The organism is Sutcliffiella sp. FSL R7-0096, assembly GCF_038595065.1.
Lineage (GTDB): Bacteria > Bacillota > Bacilli > Bacillales > Bacillaceae_I > Sutcliffiella_A.
Map to the genome: position 1 here is coordinate 3,203,519 of NZ_CP152003.1, position 15,174 is coordinate 3,218,692.

Here is a 15,174-nt window from a genome sequence, read left to right on the forward strand (position 1 = left end):
GATTCTTCCTCTCTTCAATTTATTATCCGAAACGGCCAGTAATGTAGTCTTCTGTGCGCTTATCTGCCGGATTGGAGAATAATTTATCTGTTTCCGAGTACTCTACTACTTCTCCATTTAAGAAGAAGGCTGTCCTATCAGAAATACGTGCAGCTTGTTGCATGTTATGGGTTACAATGACAATGCTATAGTCTTTCTTCAATTCTTGAACCAACTCTTCTACTTTCAGTGTTGAAATTGGATCAAGGGCAGATGTCGGTTCGTCCATAAGAATAACATCTGGTTCAATCGCCAAGCAGCGGGCGATACATAAACGCTGTTGCTGTCCACCGGATAGGCCGTATGCATTTTCCTTCAAGCGATCCTTCACTTCATCCCAGATAGCCGCTCCCCGCAAGCTCTTTTCAACGATTTCATCAAGGATTTTCTTGTTACGGATTCCGTGAATTCTTGGACCGTAAGCAATGTTGTCATAGATGGATTTTGGGAACGGGTTAGGCTTTTGGAATACCATTCCTACACTTGTTCTTAGTTCTTCCACTTTATAGGGCTTTGCCAAAATGTTATTTTCACGGTAAAGGATATCGCCTGATACTTTGACACTTGGTACAAGCTCCACCATACGGTTCAATGTTTTGATATACGTGGATTTACCACAACCGGATGGACCGATGATTGCTGTCACTTCATTTTCATAGATTGGCAAGTTGATGTTTTTCAATGCCAAATTTTCTCCGTACCACAGGTTTAAATCTTTTGTATGATAAACAATGTTCTTTTCTTTTGGAGTAGTAATAATGGAAGAAGGATTGTACTTCGTTTCACGTTCAGGTACCGCAATTTGCATAGATGATTCCTCCTATGATTAAAATCTTCTTTGGAATTTATTTCGAATGATAACCGCTATGGAATTCATGAATAATAATATGAAAAGTAGTACCACAATGGTTGCTGCTGCAAGGTTCGCGTATTCTGCCACAAGAGCTGCGTCAATGGTCCAATAGTAAATTTGCATAGGTAGCACAGTAAATTTGTCAAAGATTCCTTCAGGTAGCGGAATCAATAATGCAGGTATACCCAATACAACTAGTGGAGCTGTTTCCCCGATCGCACGGGATAACGCTAAAATAACTCCTGTCAAGATACCTGGTAATGATGCTGGCAACACGATATTCTTGATTGTCTGCCACTTTGTCGCACCCATACCATAGGATGCTTCCCTCAAATAACCAGGTACAGAACGAATTGCTTCTTGACTTGCTACAACCACAATAGGAAGAACTAATAATGCCATTGTAAGTCCACCGGCTAAAACGATGTTTCCAAGTCCTGCCGCTCTTACAAAAATAGTTAATCCCAAGATACCAAATACAATGGAAGGTACACCCGCCAGGTTAGAAATATTCGTCTGTAGAAAACGTTGAAGGCGTCCTTTTTTTGCATACTCTTCTAGATAGATAGCCGTTCCGACTCCAAGGAACATGGTAAGTGGTGCTACCACCAACATCAGCCATACTGTCCCCATGATGGCTCCCATGATTCCTGCTCTATCTGCCATGGTAGACAGTTTACTCGTAATAAATTGAAGATCAATCCACCCCATACTTTGGGAGATAACACGGTAGAATAAGATAACTAGAACAACAAGACCAATTAACGTAGCTGCTAGGAATAATGATTTAGCCAATTTATTTATGCTCAATCTTGTGTTCATTTTCTTTTGTACTTGCGCTGCATCAACATACTTCATCTTAATATTCCTCCCTGTACTTGCGAGAGATATACTGGGCGATTAGGTTCATGACTAGTGTAAACACGAACAATGTCATCGCAACAGCGTACAAGCTGTAATATAAAGTTGAACCAGCTGGTGCATCTCCACCGGTTACTTCCACAATGTATGCAGTCATCGTTTGCATAGATTGCGTTACATCAAACGTAAAATTCTTGGTACTTCCACTTGCAATTGTCACGATCATCGTTTCACCGATTGCACGGGAAATAGCCAGGACAAAGGAAGCGATAATGCCAGACATAGCTGCAGGAACAACAACCTTCCAAGCCACCTCTAATTTAGTAGATCCAAGCGCCAATGCTCCTTCTCTCATTGCATTAGGAACAGAGCTCATCGCATCTTCAGATAAAGAGGCAACCATCGGGATGATCATGATTCCCATCACTATTCCGGGACTGAGGATATTGGTTGATTGTAATCCAGGAATGATTGCTTGTAAGATCGGTGTCACAAAAGTGAATGCAAAGAATCCATAAACAATAGTTGGAATACCGGCAAGGACTTCTAAAATTGGTTTTAAGACTCTTCTAACTCTATCAGAAGCATATTCACTTAAGAAAATAGCGGACATCAGTCCGATTGGGATCGCAACCACCATTGCTATCAAAGAGGAAATCAATGTTCCCATTAGCAATGGAAGAACCCCAAATTGAGCGTTCTGTCCCAGTGGCTTTAGCACAGTACCTGTAAAAAATTCGACGAAAGGTACTCTTTTGAAGAATTCCACCGTTTCAAATAATAAAGTAAAAATGATACCAAGCGTTGTGAAGATTGAAATTGTTGCTATTACTAATAAAAATTTCGGCACAAACGCTTCAATAAACCTGTTTATGTTAAGAGTTGTCTTTTTTTCATTGATCAACTCACGTACATTTAAGCTTTCCTTCTGAGTAGCCAATTTGAAATCCCCTTTCATCCTTCACCCTGTAACAAGGACCATCCAAGGCCTAATTGTTGAATACATAGAGGAAGATGAGCAGCCTTCAGCTCCTCATCTTCAGGTTGTTCCTTACTTTAAAGCTTCAAGCTCTTCAACTGCAGCTTTGATTTCTTCATCTGTCAATGGAGCAAATCCTGTTTCACTTGCAATAGTTTGGGCATTTTGCATCGTGAAGATAGCAAAGTCCAATACTTGAGGTTTTTCTTTAGCCAAACCTTTGTTCAAGTAAGTGAATACCGGACGAGTGAAATCAGCGTAGTCACCATCTTCAGCGATTGTGTCAAGAGATGGCTCAACTGGCCCGTTACCAAAGTCAACATTTACAGCCGTTAATTTGTCAGTGTTGCTTGCATAGTATCCGTAACCGAAGAATCCGATTGCGTTTTTATCTTTAGAAACAAGGTCTACAAGTGTAGAATATTCTTGTTGTAAGTTTGTACCTTCAGCTAAATCTTTTTCTTCAAGGATTTTTTCCCAGAAGAATTCGTAAGTTCCGTGGTTTTCGTTAGGTCCATAAGTCTTGATCTCTTCATCAGGGAATTCAGGACGTACATCGGACCATTTCTTCTTGTTTCCTTCAGCTAAGAAAATATCGATGATCTCTTGTTCTGTAAGCTCTTTAGCCCAGTCATTTTCCGGGTTGATTACGATTGTCAATCCATCAAGTGCTACTTTCATTTCATGTACATCCATGCCAAGCTCTTCTGCTTGTGCTTTCTCTTCATCCTTGATAGTACGGGAAGCATTGTTAAAGTCAGTACCATTGTCCACTAAGAATTTTTTGAATCCTGCAGACGTACCAGCACGACTCACTTCAACAGAAACACCTTCTTGAGCTTCTGTCATGTATTTTTCAGCCATTACAGCCATGAAAGGAAATACCGTACCAGATCCATCAATTACTACACTACCTTCAAGTTCTTCTCCATCCGCAGCAGCCGTTCCTTCTGCTGATGCTCCCTCAGAAGTTCCGTTGTTTGAGTTGCCGCACGCCGCAGCAAATACTGCAAGAGATGCTACGATTGCTAGTAATAAAAAACGTTTGAAGCTTTTCATTTCTTAATTCCCCCTAAGGTTTCTGTTTAGTTGATGTTTCTGTTTGTCTTGCCCTACGAGTAATAGAATATAACTTATGTGTTAACTGGATATGAATCATGTGTAAAGGTTTTGTAAATGTCGTATTTTCGGAGAATTATTGGGGAAAATAGCGGGATTTAGGGGTTGATTCTATTACAAATTGCATATATCGTCTATTTCACATAAAAAAGCACTCCGTCATGGAGTGCTTTCAGACTGTTGACAAACTATAAACTAGTTAGGTTATCTGTTGGAAGAGTTGATCTTCGTTGCAGGAGCTTCGCTTTCCGCGGGCAGTCCGGAAGCCTCCTCGGGCTACGCCCTGCGGGGTCTTCCATGTCCTTTCTTCCCGCAGGAGTCTTCGCTCCTTCCACTGCGATCAACTAGAGAATTTCATTATTTTAAGCTTTGTCTACACACTGATAGCACTTCGTCATGGAGTGCTTTACAACTATTATTCTGTGTCTTCTTCATTATCTTCTTGGTTTTCCTCTTCTTCTTTCTGCTCTTCAAGTGAAGGTTGTCCCTGAGCACGCTTCTGCTTCAAGTCGAAATAGGCTTCCATCACGGCATCTCCAATTTCAGTTGTAACTCCACCGGTTACACTGAAGTTTGTAGATGCTTTTGGAACAACGATCGCAAAAGCCATTTCCGGATTATCATAAGGTGCATAGCCTACAAGATTGAAGTTTAGGGTTTCTATTTTTTCATATCTTGGATTTCCATCTTCATCTTGACCAATTACATTGAAGATTGGGGATTCGGCTGTTCCTGATTTACCGGCAGGCTTATATTTTTTTACTTTAGAACCTCTTGCAGTTCCGGCTGTACCATGATAAACACGAATGAATCCTTCCTGAACCCGTTTAATCTGATCGTCTGTAACCTCTAAACGGTTTAATACTTCCGGCTTGAATCCCCTTGCAACGGCCCCAAGGCCTTCCTCTTGTGACGGTTCACGTATTTCCCTCACTAATTGAGGCTTCATACGGTAGCCACCATTAGCAATAGTGGATACATATTGCGCCAATTGAAGGGTTGTATAGTTATCATATTGACCAATGGATAAATCGAGGTATTTACCTGGCAAGCTTCTATCTGTTCCGATTACACCAGTTGATTCCCTCGGTAGGTCTATGCCTGTCTCAACACCAAGGCCAAACTGTGCAAAGGATTTTCTGAACACATCATAAGCATTCGGATCAATGAACAACGGGTTATACGGTCTATAATTCGCTTTGGCAATATCCAATGCGATATTGAACATATAAACGTTGGAAGATCTTTCAAGGGCAGTGAGCTCATTGATCGTACCCATGTTCACGTAAGATGCTTTTCGAGTGAAATTATCTCTTGTCCCAATATACACAGGAGCATCATGATAGTATTTATTGTTATGCACTACTCCATGTTCCATCCCCGCCAGTACACTTGCTCCCTTGACGGTTGAACCAGGTTCATAAGCTTCCTGGAATGTTCCTAGTGCATTATCAAGCACCTCATACTTTCCATTTTCCAGAACGATTTGCTTTCCGGCAAGTGATAGAACCTCACCTGTTTTCGGATCCATTACAACCACAAATGCTCTGTCAAGATACTTGGCTTCTGGTTTCGGCTTTGTTCTAAGCAAGGCATCTGTCAGAATTTCTTCGACCTTTTGCTGGAATTCCATGTCAATGGATAAAATAAGGTCCTTTCCTCTTGAACCATCAAATACTTTTTCTTGATGAAGGAGGTTTCCAGCTGTATCTGTAACGTTACGGACACGGGCCTTTTGTCCCTGTAGTACATTTTCATATTGTGCTTCAATCTGACTTATCCCTATACGGTCATTCCGACTGTAGCCTCTTGCAAGAAATTCATCAATACGCTCACTTGGAATACCAGTTTCCGATGTCGATACTTTTCCAAAGATGGAGCGTAAGGTATTCTCATATACATAGTCGCGGACGAAATCGGTTGTGATATCTACCCCAGGCAAATCACCAAGCATTTCACTGACCATCGCAAACTCTTTAGCTGTAACCTCTTGGTTTTTTACAATTTGTGGAGTAAGTGAGTACCCTTTGTTAAACTCTCGGAAGATGGCAAGTACCTCTTCTTCCTCCGCTGTGATTTCAGCTATTTGGCTATTCGTAATACGATCCAATTGAAGTTGATAAAGGTCACTCTCTTCCATCTCACCGTCGGCAACCTTTTTAAGGTCCTCATCTGTGATTAGTGCTGCGGCTTCATCAGGCCGGGTAAGGATCCAATAATCCTTCCTATCACGTTCCTGGATTTTCTTCTTATCCATGGTAATGATTTCTGAAAGTTTCTTGGCTACTTCTAGTTGTTCCTTTGCCGTGGTTGATTGCATTCTTGTATATGTAATAGCATTCAGAGGGGTGTTATCCACCACGACGTTTTCATAGCGGTCAAAAATTTTACCTCTTGGGGCAAGCGTGTTAACCGTAACGTTCTCCGTCCGATCCACTTCCTTGCGATAATCCTCACCAAATACAATCTGTACGAATCCCAGTCTTAAAATCAAGGCCGAGAAGAGTAAGAATACCGCAAAAAACAAAAGGTTCAAACGAGATGGGACATAATTCTTCTTTTTCTTTTTTTGCTTTTGATTGGTCATTCCCTACACCTTTTCGTTTTATTTTTATGGCTATTAATAGCCCTTTGAATAAAAAATCAAGAGACACCTACATTTGCTTGGCTAGGTGTCTGTGTCTTCTTCTTATTGTATAGGAAATTGCCTAGAATTTCTATTAATAAATATAACTATGGTGTCGATTCTCCTTCTCCGTCTCGCAAAGTTGTCACAATTGGATGAGGCTCCTCTCTAGGGGGTGGTGCATCCAACTCCACTTTACGGACAAATGGGTAAATAAGAGCATGTCCCGCTCCAATGATACATAAAAGTATAGGAATGCTCTTTTCTGTATCGAAAAATATCACGGCAATTAAGAATAGAATGATGGAACCAGCACGACCTATGTTCAAGAAGACTTCCCTTACCACTATATACTCTATCCGCATTTCTGCTGCTTTCCATCCACGTCCAATTACATCATAGGTCAGTGACACATACGGGACAAGAAGTAGCGGATATGCGATGGCTATCGTCACAGCATACATCAGAAGCTTCACATAGGTCAGGTCAAAAATAAGAAAGAAAATCGCTCCGTATAGGATCAGCCCTCCGACTAGAATGGACTTTTTTCTATACTCTTTTTTGATCATCCTTGTTGCCAGAAAGTAGCATACAAATGCAACAGCGGAATTTAGAAGCCCAAATGTACCAAGTGCCAGTTCACTATTGGTAGTAATGAACACTAAGACAGAAATCGCAAATAGAAATGTACCCTCCCTCAATCCTTGAAAGAAATGGGCGTTTGTTATGTATCGCCAATTGTCATTGTTCTTTCTTTCATGAAAGATACGACGAAGTTCATAACTCCCTTCCGCTCCACGTCTTTTCAAAAATAGGCTCAAGATGACGGCAGCAAAGAATAAAACGAGAGAAATGCTAAATATAACAGTGTAACCCGTAAATTTTTCTAAAGTAGAAATAATGTATCCTGCTGCAAAGGGACCGATCATTCCGCCAACTGACGTTAATATACCTAGAAACCCATTGAAGAAGTCCCTTGTTTCCGGTTCTGTAATCTCAAAAGTCAATACATTGAATGCAAGCCAATAGAAACCATACCCTATCCCAAGTAATGCCCCAAGCATCAAAAGATAGGTGGAAGCCTTGTCTCCGATAAACAAAACAAACAAATAAAAAAGTGCTAAGAATACGACACCTAAACGTAGCACAATGACTCGATCGATTTTTTTTGCCCACCTTCCTGCCAATATGAAGGTGAGTGGTTGGAAAACGACTATCGCTAAATTGTAGAAGCCAAGATCACTGAATTCACCTGATTGCTTCCAAAGATAGACGTTCACAAATGTATTGGATAAAGCGATGCTCAACGAATAGAGTCCACCTATGATCAGCAGTAGCATGAGGTCCTTGTTGACTTCCACATCACCAATTAATTTTTTTAAAGCTGCCATCTTTACCCCGCTCCTTTATCTACGTTTATTGTGGCTTAAAGGAGTGGGAGTTATGTACTTTGATTTATGAACATCTGGGTAGGTTCTGTTTAACGTCGCTGATGCTTTCCGCAAAAGGCTTCGCTTTCCGCGGGACGATGCTTGAGCCTCCTCACTTCGTTGCGGGGTCTTAAGCAACCGTTACTCCCCCGCAGGAGTCTTCGCCTTTTGCTCCAAGCATCAGCTATAAATCACATTTAAAATAAAAACTCCCATCTTCTTAAAGATGAGAGTTTTTGGTTTATTATTTTGCTTCGTTGTAAAGTTTTCCTACTACATCCCAGTTAATTACGTTGAAGAACGCGTTGATGTAGTCAGGGCGACGGTTTTGGTAGTTTAGGTAGTATGCATGCTCCCAAACGTCAAGACCTAGAACCGGAGTCTTGCCTTCCATTAATGGAGAGTCTTGGTTTGGTGTGCTAGTGATTTCCAACTCACCGTTGTTTACTACTAACCAAGCCCAACCAGATCCGAAACGAGTAGCCGCTGCTTTAGCGAATTCGTCTTTGAAGTTGTCAAAGCTACCGAACTTGCTTGTTAGAGCATCTGCTAATTCGCCATTTGGAGATGTAGCTCCACCTGGAGTAAGGATATTCCAGAATAAGCTGTGGTTAGCATGTCCGCCACCGTGGTTGCGTACAGGTGTTTTGATGTTTTCAGGAACAGCGTCCATGTTGGAGATTAACTCTTCCACACTTTTGCCTTGAAGATCTGTTTGACCTTCTAATGCAGCGTTAATACCAGTAACGTAAGTATTGTGATGCTTTGTGTGGTGGATGTTCATTGTTTCTTTGTCGATGTGAGGCTCCAATGCGTCGTATGCATAAGGTAATTGTGGTAGTTCGTATGCCATAATTATCTCCTCCTAATTTTTATGTAGTTAAACTAAATCAAAAAAAGTGGAACCCTTTTTGATCCGTTAGTTTCAGATTACCAAAACTTGTACAATCTTTCAATCAATCTGCTTTGCTCAGCTGGAATTATTTATCTATCCTCAAAAAGGTGGTCCCCATTTAAATGGACAGCTCCTGTGAGAGCTTGTACATGCTCTCATCAATCTTATGCGGCATAGAAAAAACTTCATCAAAGGAATAGTCCACAACCTGATTTTTCTCCATTCCGACAGCTCTTCCGGCTTTTCCTTCCATTAATAGTTCTACAGCACGGCCACCTAATCGACTTGAAAGTACACGATCAAATGCAGTAGGGGTACCGCCCCTTTGAATATGCCCCAACACGGATACTCTCGTGTCCAAATTTGTTTCTTTTTCGATCAGTTTGGCAAAGTCCATTCCACTGCTAACGCCTTCAGCCAACACAATGATCGTATGCTTTTTGCCACGTTTTTGACCACTTTTAATACGGCCAACCACATCTTCCAGCTTAAAGCCAATTTCAGGGATGATGATGGTCTCCGCACCACCTGCAAGTCCTGCCCATAATGCAATATCACCAGCATGACGACCCATTACTTCTATAATAAAAGTACGTTCATGGGAAGTTGCGGTGTCCCTTATCTTATCAATTGCGTCGATAACCGTGTGAAGGGCTGTGTTAAACCCTATTGTATAATCGGTACCGGCAATATCATTATCAATGGTCCCAGGAAGCCCGATGCATGGAAATCCATGTTCAGTCAGCTTCTGAGCCCCTTTATAGGAACCATCTCCACCGATAACAACCAGTCCTTCAATACCGTGCTTTTTCAACTGTTCTATTCCTTGTTGTTGACCTTCAAGTGTTTTGAACTCTTCACTTCTGGCAGTGTACAATACGGTGCCACCTCGGTGAATGATGTCCCCTACCGATCCCAGCTCCAGTTTTTTAATATTTCCGGACATCAGACCTGCATATCCTTGGTAGATTCCATATACATTCAGGTTGTGGTAAATCGCTTTTCTTACCACCGCCCGCACGGCTGCATTCATTCCCGGGGAGTCGCCCCCACTAGTTAAAACCCCAATTGTTTTCAAATAAAGCCCTCCTTTTTATGTATCTATCATTGTTATTACACGAAAGCGCCAAATGCAAACACTTCTAGTATATCCTTATTAAACCATTCCATTAGCCGATCTATCCACTGATAAGGTTGGTCATATGAAAATAAAGAAAATGATGATCATCACCGCTTGAATGATACCTTTTACAAGGGCACTGCTGAACAGGCCTACCACTGAACCAAAACCCGCTTTAATGGATGCTTTCATATCGTTCCTTTTAACAATTAGTTCCCCTAATATGGCACCAAGAAATGGACCAAGAATGATACCGGCAACTGGAATGATAAAAGGTCCAACTAATAATCCAATCGTACTTCCCCAGATTGATGCATTACTGCCACCGAACTTTTTCACCCCTAAAAGATTGGCGAAATAATCTGCCACGAATAACAATATTACAAAAAGAAAGGTGATGACCCAAAACAGAAATGTAAGTTCTTCAAAAGAAAACAATATGCCGTAAAGTAAAAAGCCCCCTACTAAAAAAAGCACACTCGGAATGATTGGATAGACGAGCCCTATAAATGAAATGACAAATAAAGCGATAATAATAATCCAATATACCACTTCCATGAGAAAACCTCCTTATTGTGAAAAGAACCAGACCCTAATATGAGTCTGGTTCCTAATATACGGTATTGGCTATTATAATGTTTCGTGCTCTTCACCAAGAACGGCTTCAGCAATATTAACAGCATGATCGCCAATACGTTCTAGGTTACTGATGATGTCTACAAACACGATTCCCGCTTGACCTGTGCACAGTCCTTCGTTCATACGCAGGATATGTTTTTTACGAAGAGAACGTTCCATTTTGTCAATTTGGTCTTCTTTTAATCTTACATCATTAGCTAAATCTTTGTTATTCGTTCTTAAAGCTTCAATCGCTTCTTTCACAGTGGATTGAGTTAGAGTGAACATTTCCTCAAGGTCTTTCTCTGCTTTATCTGTCAGTTCCACTTTGTTTCTGATTTGGTAATCAACCAACTCAACGATATTTTCGAAATGGTCACCGATACGCTCAATATCACGAACTGTATCCATTAAAGTGGAGTGTTCTTCGGACTCACTATCAGATAATGAAGCAGAAGAAAGTTTAACAAGATAATCCGTAATTTTTCTATCCAAGTTATTAATGGCATCTTCCAAAGAATACGCTTGTTCTGAATATTTGGAAGTTCCGGTTTTCAAATAATTATGCGTTGATTCTAAACCGACAACAGAGAATTCACCCATTCTTAACACTTCTTCCTTAGCTTGTCCTAAGGCTAGTGAAGGGGATTGTTCAATGAAGATTGGATCCAAATGTTTTGCTTTATATTCTACAATGGCATCATCACCAGGGATGATTTTCGTTGCAATTAACGCCAGCAGGCCGATGAACGGGAACTGGATTATAACATTGGCAATATTGAAGGAGCCATGGGCAAATGCAATTGTCATATGTGGATTTAGGTTTAAACTGCTTTGCAAGAATAATACAAATTGCTCAAATGGAATCAACAATAATAAGACAATGGTCGTTCCGACTAGATTAAAAATAACGTGTGATAATGCAGCTCTTCTTGCAGCAACTGAAGCACCAATCGCAGCTAAGACAGCGGTAATCGTTGTACCAATATTATCTCCAAAAAGAACTGGTAATGCTGCATCTAAGTTGATTGCCCCTTGTCCATATAATTCCTGCAAGATCCCAATCGTTGCACTGGAACTTTGAACAAGTACCGTAAAGACCGTACCTACCACTACTCCAAGAATTGGATTATCACTCATGGATACTGTTAAATCAATGAAAGCCTGTACTTCACGCAGTGGTTTAAGTCCATCCCCCATCGTCTTCAATCCATAGAATAAAGCTCCGAAACCGAAAACAATTTGACCAAAGTATTGAATTTTTTGATTTTTAAAGAAGAAAAGTAATACCGCACCTAAAGCTATGATAGGCAAAGCATATTCATCAATCTTAATACCGATAATGAATGCCGTTACCGTTGTACCAACATTGGCACCCATTATAACTCCAATCGCCTGACGCAGCGACATGAACCCTGCACTAACTAACCCTACAGTCAATGCTGTTGTCCCTGAACTGGATTGAATTAGAATTGTCACTAAAATACCAGCTAGCACACCCATAAAAGGATTCGTTGTAAAACGATCGAGGATATCCCTCAGCTTATCACCAGCTGACTTTTGTAGTCCGTCACCCATGTATTTAATCCCGAAAAGGAAAATACCCAGACCACCAAAAAATTCAAATATCAACCTCTGAACATCCAATTCCAATACATTCAACCCCTTATTCCGAAAAGACTTGATAAAATCGACAAAAATCAACAAAACCAAGTACAATTATTAACCTAAATGTATTCCAATGTAAATAGAATTCCTGATAAATTTACATTATCTTTACAAACCGTAACTTGAAATTTACATTCGATGATATTTAGCAATTAATTATTGTTCACATACCCAAATTAAGGTAACATAAAATTGTTATATTACATTAAAAGGACTGATAGGAATTGAATATTATCTCTCAATTTGTAAAAAGTTTGTATTCTCCGAAAGCAATGGCCTCCTTCCGCTTTCAAGGAATTGGAAAAACCATTCTGTACGTATTTTTTCTCGTTCTCCTTACTTCTATTCCCATGTTTATCACTTTTGGAACCAGTGCCATGAATTTAGTAAAGAGCACGGATGAATTTCTAGTAAATGAAACACCTGATTTTTACATTCAAAACGGTGAATTTTATGCGGATGTCGAAGAACCGTTCATTTCCGAAGAAGGCGGTTTTACCATCATCCTCGATCCAGATAATGAGCTTACCTTAAATGAAATACGTTCTTATCAAGAAGTCGTAGCCATCCAATCCAATGAAATCATCTTCCAGGGAGCAGGTACGACCGACTTTGTCCCACTAAGTGACTTCCAGGGAACGGAAGTAACCAAGGATGATTTGATCTCCTTCATGAATTCAGTTGGCAGTTCATTTCCTATTATAATTACCATCCTGTTGTTGGTTGGCTACGTGTTCTTCAGTGCTACCAAATTTATTCAAGTAACCATATTGGCACTCTTCGGTCTGATTGTAAAAAATAGCCTTAAACGAAACAATTTACGCTATCGCCATACTTGGATCTTATCAGCGTATGCCGTTACCCTGCCTACTTTAATCTTTGCTTTATTACAGGCCATGCAAATTGCTTTACCATACTCTACACTAGTAAGCTTTGTGGTTAGCCTTTTCATCCTATTCCTAATCATTAAAGAAGTAAAAGTAAAAAAACCAGTCAATAATACAGTCGAATAAACCTTTTAAATGCACCGACTATTTGCTTTGCAAAAATTGTCGGTGTTTTTTTGTCATACCCTCCCTTGACGGTCATATAGTGGTAAAAAGCTTGGACAATCAAGGAGGAGTAAATTCATGATTCGACTATTCATTGCAGCATTAATTCTCATTACGATATACAGCATCTATTACGATTTATCGGCTGGCACGATTCCTGAACAGGCAACTCCTGCGACAGCAGCGGTAGTCCCACAAACTACGTCGCCAGAAACTGAAGAAGAAACTTCTCCTGAGCTTTCAAGTGAGAATATGTACATAGAAGTGGAAGTCAAAGCGGGTGACACTGTGTTGACGATTGCAGAAAGGATCGCTAATAAGCCAATTCCTGTATCCATCACACAGCTGGTTGAAGACTTTGCTCATATGAATGAAGGAATCACCCCAGAAAAAATCCAAATAGGAAAAATCTACAAGTTTCCTGTCTACTGAACATCAGGAAACTTTTTCACTTGTCAGAAGTGGCGGCGATTGTTAAAATATGTTGGGAGTTAGTGGATAATACTAGCTTTTTCTCTCGTTTATAGGTAATCTGATGAGAGAAAGATGTTTTGATCAATAGATCATTCCTAAAGGAGCGATTCACTCGTGAATGAAATAATACATCGTACTAAAACCCGCCCAGTTAAGGTTGGAGACATAACCATCGGCGGTAGTAACGAACTATTTATCCAAAGTATGACCACCACAAAAACACATGATGTGGAAGCAACGGTTGCAGAAATCAAGCGCCTAGAAGAAGCGGGTTGCCAGGTTGTCCGTGTTGCATGCCCTGACGAGCGCGCTGCAAATGCCATCGCTGATATAAAACGACAAATCAATATTCCACTTGTTGTGGACATTCATTTTGACTATAAGTTAGCACTAAAGGCCATTGAAGGTGGAGCGGACAAAATCCGCATCAATCCGGGTAATATCGGTCGCCGAGAGAAAGTAGAAGCAGTAGTGAAGGCTTGTAAGGAAAAAGGGATTCCGATTCGTATCGGTGTAAACGCTGGCTCACTTGAAAAGCGCATCATCGAAAAGTACGGGTACCCTACTGCGGACGGCATGGTGGAAAGTGCCCTTCACCATATCAAGATATTGGAAGACCTTGATTTTTACGATATCATCGTGTCCATGAAGGCGTCCGATGTGAATTTAGCTATTGAAGCTTATGAAAAAGCTGCAAAAGCTTTCGATTATCCGCTACACTTAGGTATCACGGAATCAGGTACCCTTTTCGCAGGCACAGTTAAAAGTGCTGCAGGCTTAGGTGCTATTCTAAGCAAAGGAATCGGGAATACATTGCGTATCTCCTTAAGCGCAGACCCTGTTGAAGAAGTAAAAGTTGCGCGTGAGCTATTGAAATCGTTTGGGTTATCTTCAAACGCAGCAACATTGATTTCTTGCCCTACATGTGGCCGGATTGAAATTGACCTGATTAGCATTGCTAATGAAGTGGAAGAATACATTTCCACCATCAAAGCACCAATCAAGGTTGCTGTGCTTGGCTGTGCCGTTAACGGACCTGGTGAAGCCCGTGAAGCAGATATCGGAATTGCTGGAGCCCGTAATGAAGGATTACTCTTCCGCAAAGGGGAAATTGTCCGTAAAGTACCGGAAGCAACCATGGTTGACGAACTAAAGAAAGAAATAGATAAAATTGCAGAAGAATATTTTGCAAAGCAAGAAGAAGAAAAGGCAAAAGCTTGACACCATTTGGTGCCAAGCTTTTTTCTTTTCACATGACTTTGTTAAAGTTGGTTGTGGATATGACCTGTTTCTAGCTGTTGATTGTAGCAAAAGGCGTAGACTCCAGCGGGAGAGTAGCGACAATATTGAGGCCCCAAGTGTAGCGTGCGAGGAGGCTCAAGGTCGCCCCGCGGTAAGGAGCCTATTGCGGAAATCAGCAGCGGCGTTTATCAAAGCCTT

Annotated in this window: 13 protein-coding genes; 3 read left to right on the forward strand and 10 right to left on the reverse strand. The window is 40.8% G+C overall.

The genetic code is table 11. From position 1 onward, the window contains the following. Positions 1 to 22: 22 nt before the first annotated feature. The 10 genes from pstB to MKY77_RS16525 form a co-directional block, all read right to left on the reverse strand. Positions 23 to 847: a phosphate ABC transporter ATP-binding protein PstB gene (gene pstB / locus MKY77_RS16480; RefSeq protein WP_339146895.1), complete on the reverse strand. Its 825-nt coding sequence runs from the start codon at positions 845 to 847 to the stop codon at positions 23 to 25. Positions 848 to 865: 18 nt separating this feature from the next. After that, the gene (gene pstA / locus MKY77_RS16485; protein ID WP_339146896.1) at positions 866 to 1,750 is read right to left on the reverse strand and encodes a phosphate ABC transporter permease PstA; all 885 of its coding nucleotides are present in this window, start codon (positions 1,748 to 1,750) and stop codon (positions 866 to 868) included. 1 nt (position 1,751) lies between these two features. Further along, positions 1,752 to 2,711, reverse strand: a complete 960-nt coding sequence (pstC, locus tag MKY77_RS16490) for a phosphate ABC transporter permease subunit PstC (protein WP_339146897.1) — start codon at positions 2,709 to 2,711, stop codon at positions 1,752 to 1,754. Positions 2,712 to 2,804: 93 nt separating this feature from the next. Continuing rightward, positions 2,805 to 3,791: a PstS family phosphate ABC transporter substrate-binding protein gene (locus MKY77_RS16495; protein WP_339146898.1), complete on the reverse strand. Its 987-nt coding sequence runs from the start codon at positions 3,789 to 3,791 to the stop codon at positions 2,805 to 2,807. A gap of 475 nt (positions 3,792 to 4,266) precedes the next feature. Beyond that, positions 4,267 to 6,438 (reverse strand): penicillin-binding protein 2, encoded by a 2,172-nt coding sequence (locus MKY77_RS16500; RefSeq protein ID WP_339146899.1) that lies wholly within the window; start codon positions 6,436 to 6,438, stop codon positions 4,267 to 4,269. Positions 6,439 to 6,584: 146 nt separating this feature from the next. Further along, positions 6,585 to 7,868, reverse strand: a complete 1,284-nt coding sequence (locus MKY77_RS16505; RefSeq protein ID WP_339146900.1) for an MFS transporter — start codon at positions 7,866 to 7,868, stop codon at positions 6,585 to 6,587. A gap of 283 nt (positions 7,869 to 8,151) precedes the next feature. Further along, positions 8,152 to 8,760, reverse strand: a complete 609-nt coding sequence (locus tag MKY77_RS16510) for a superoxide dismutase (RefSeq protein WP_339146901.1) — start codon at positions 8,758 to 8,760, stop codon at positions 8,152 to 8,154. A 160-nt stretch (positions 8,761 to 8,920) separates the two neighbouring features. Continuing rightward, positions 8,921 to 9,880, reverse strand: coding sequence for a 6-phosphofructokinase (gene pfkA / locus MKY77_RS16515; protein ID WP_339146902.1), 960 nt, complete (start codon positions 9,878 to 9,880; stop codon positions 8,921 to 8,923). Between the two features lie 120 nt (positions 9,881 to 10,000). After that, positions 10,001 to 10,480: a DUF456 family protein gene (locus MKY77_RS16520; RefSeq protein WP_339146903.1), complete on the reverse strand. Its 480-nt coding sequence runs from the start codon at positions 10,478 to 10,480 to the stop codon at positions 10,001 to 10,003. Between the two features lie 72 nt (positions 10,481 to 10,552). Continuing rightward, entirely contained in the window at positions 10,553 to 12,193 is a 1,641-nt protein-coding gene (locus MKY77_RS16525) for a Na/Pi cotransporter family protein (protein WP_339146904.1), read from the reverse strand. Positions 12,194 to 12,432: 239 nt separating this feature from the next. On the opposite strand from MKY77_RS16525, the gene MKY77_RS16530 reads away from it, so the two are divergent. The 3 genes from MKY77_RS16530 to ispG all read left to right on the forward strand — a co-directional run bounded on the left by MKY77_RS16530 (position 12,433) and on the right by ispG (position 14,955). Further along, positions 12,433 to 13,221 (forward strand): DUF1189 domain-containing protein, encoded by a 789-nt coding sequence (locus MKY77_RS16530; RefSeq protein WP_339146905.1) that lies wholly within the window; start codon positions 12,433 to 12,435, stop codon positions 13,219 to 13,221. 117 nt (positions 13,222 to 13,338) lie between these two features. Continuing rightward, on the forward strand, positions 13,339 to 13,692 hold the full coding sequence (locus MKY77_RS16535; RefSeq protein ID WP_339146906.1) for a hypothetical protein: 354 nt from the start codon (positions 13,339 to 13,341) through the stop codon (positions 13,690 to 13,692). A gap of 156 nt (positions 13,693 to 13,848) precedes the next feature. Then, entirely contained in the window at positions 13,849 to 14,955 is a 1,107-nt protein-coding gene (gene ispG / locus MKY77_RS16540) for a flavodoxin-dependent (E)-4-hydroxy-3-methylbut-2-enyl-diphosphate synthase (RefSeq protein WP_339146907.1), read from the forward strand. The last annotated feature ends 219 nt before the right edge of the window (positions 14,956 to 15,174 follow it).

Bases quoted from the DNA above. Each gene is read 5' to 3' on its own strand.
- MKY77_RS16535 (WP_339146906.1), top strand. From the start codon at position 13,339: ATGATTCGACTATTCATTGCAGCATTAATTCTCATTACGATATACAGC.
- MKY77_RS16520 (WP_339146903.1), bottom strand. From the start codon at position 10,480: ATGGAAGTGGTATATTGGATTATTATTATCGCTTTATTTGTCATTTCA.
- MKY77_RS16495 (WP_339146898.1), bottom strand. From the start codon at position 3,791: ATGAAAAGCTTCAAACGTTTTTTATTACTAGCAATCGTAGCATCTCTT.
- pstA (WP_339146896.1), bottom strand. From the start codon at position 1,750: ATGAAGTATGTTGATGCAGCGCAAGTACAAAAGAAAATGAACACAAGA.
- MKY77_RS16510 (WP_339146901.1), bottom strand. From the start codon at position 8,760: ATGGCATACGAACTACCACAATTACCTTATGCATACGACGCATTGGAG.
- pstC (WP_339146897.1), bottom strand. From the start codon at position 2,711: ATGAAAGGGGATTTCAAATTGGCTACTCAGAAGGAAAGCTTAAATGTA.
- pstB (WP_339146895.1), bottom strand. From the start codon at position 847: ATGCAAATTGCGGTACCTGAACGTGAAACGAAGTACAATCCTTCTTCC.
- MKY77_RS16505 (WP_339146900.1), bottom strand. From the start codon at position 7,868: ATGGCAGCTTTAAAAAAATTAATTGGTGATGTGGAAGTCAACAAGGAC.
- MKY77_RS16500 (WP_339146899.1), bottom strand. From the start codon at position 6,438: ATGACCAATCAAAAGCAAAAAAAGAAAAAGAAGAATTATGTCCCATCT.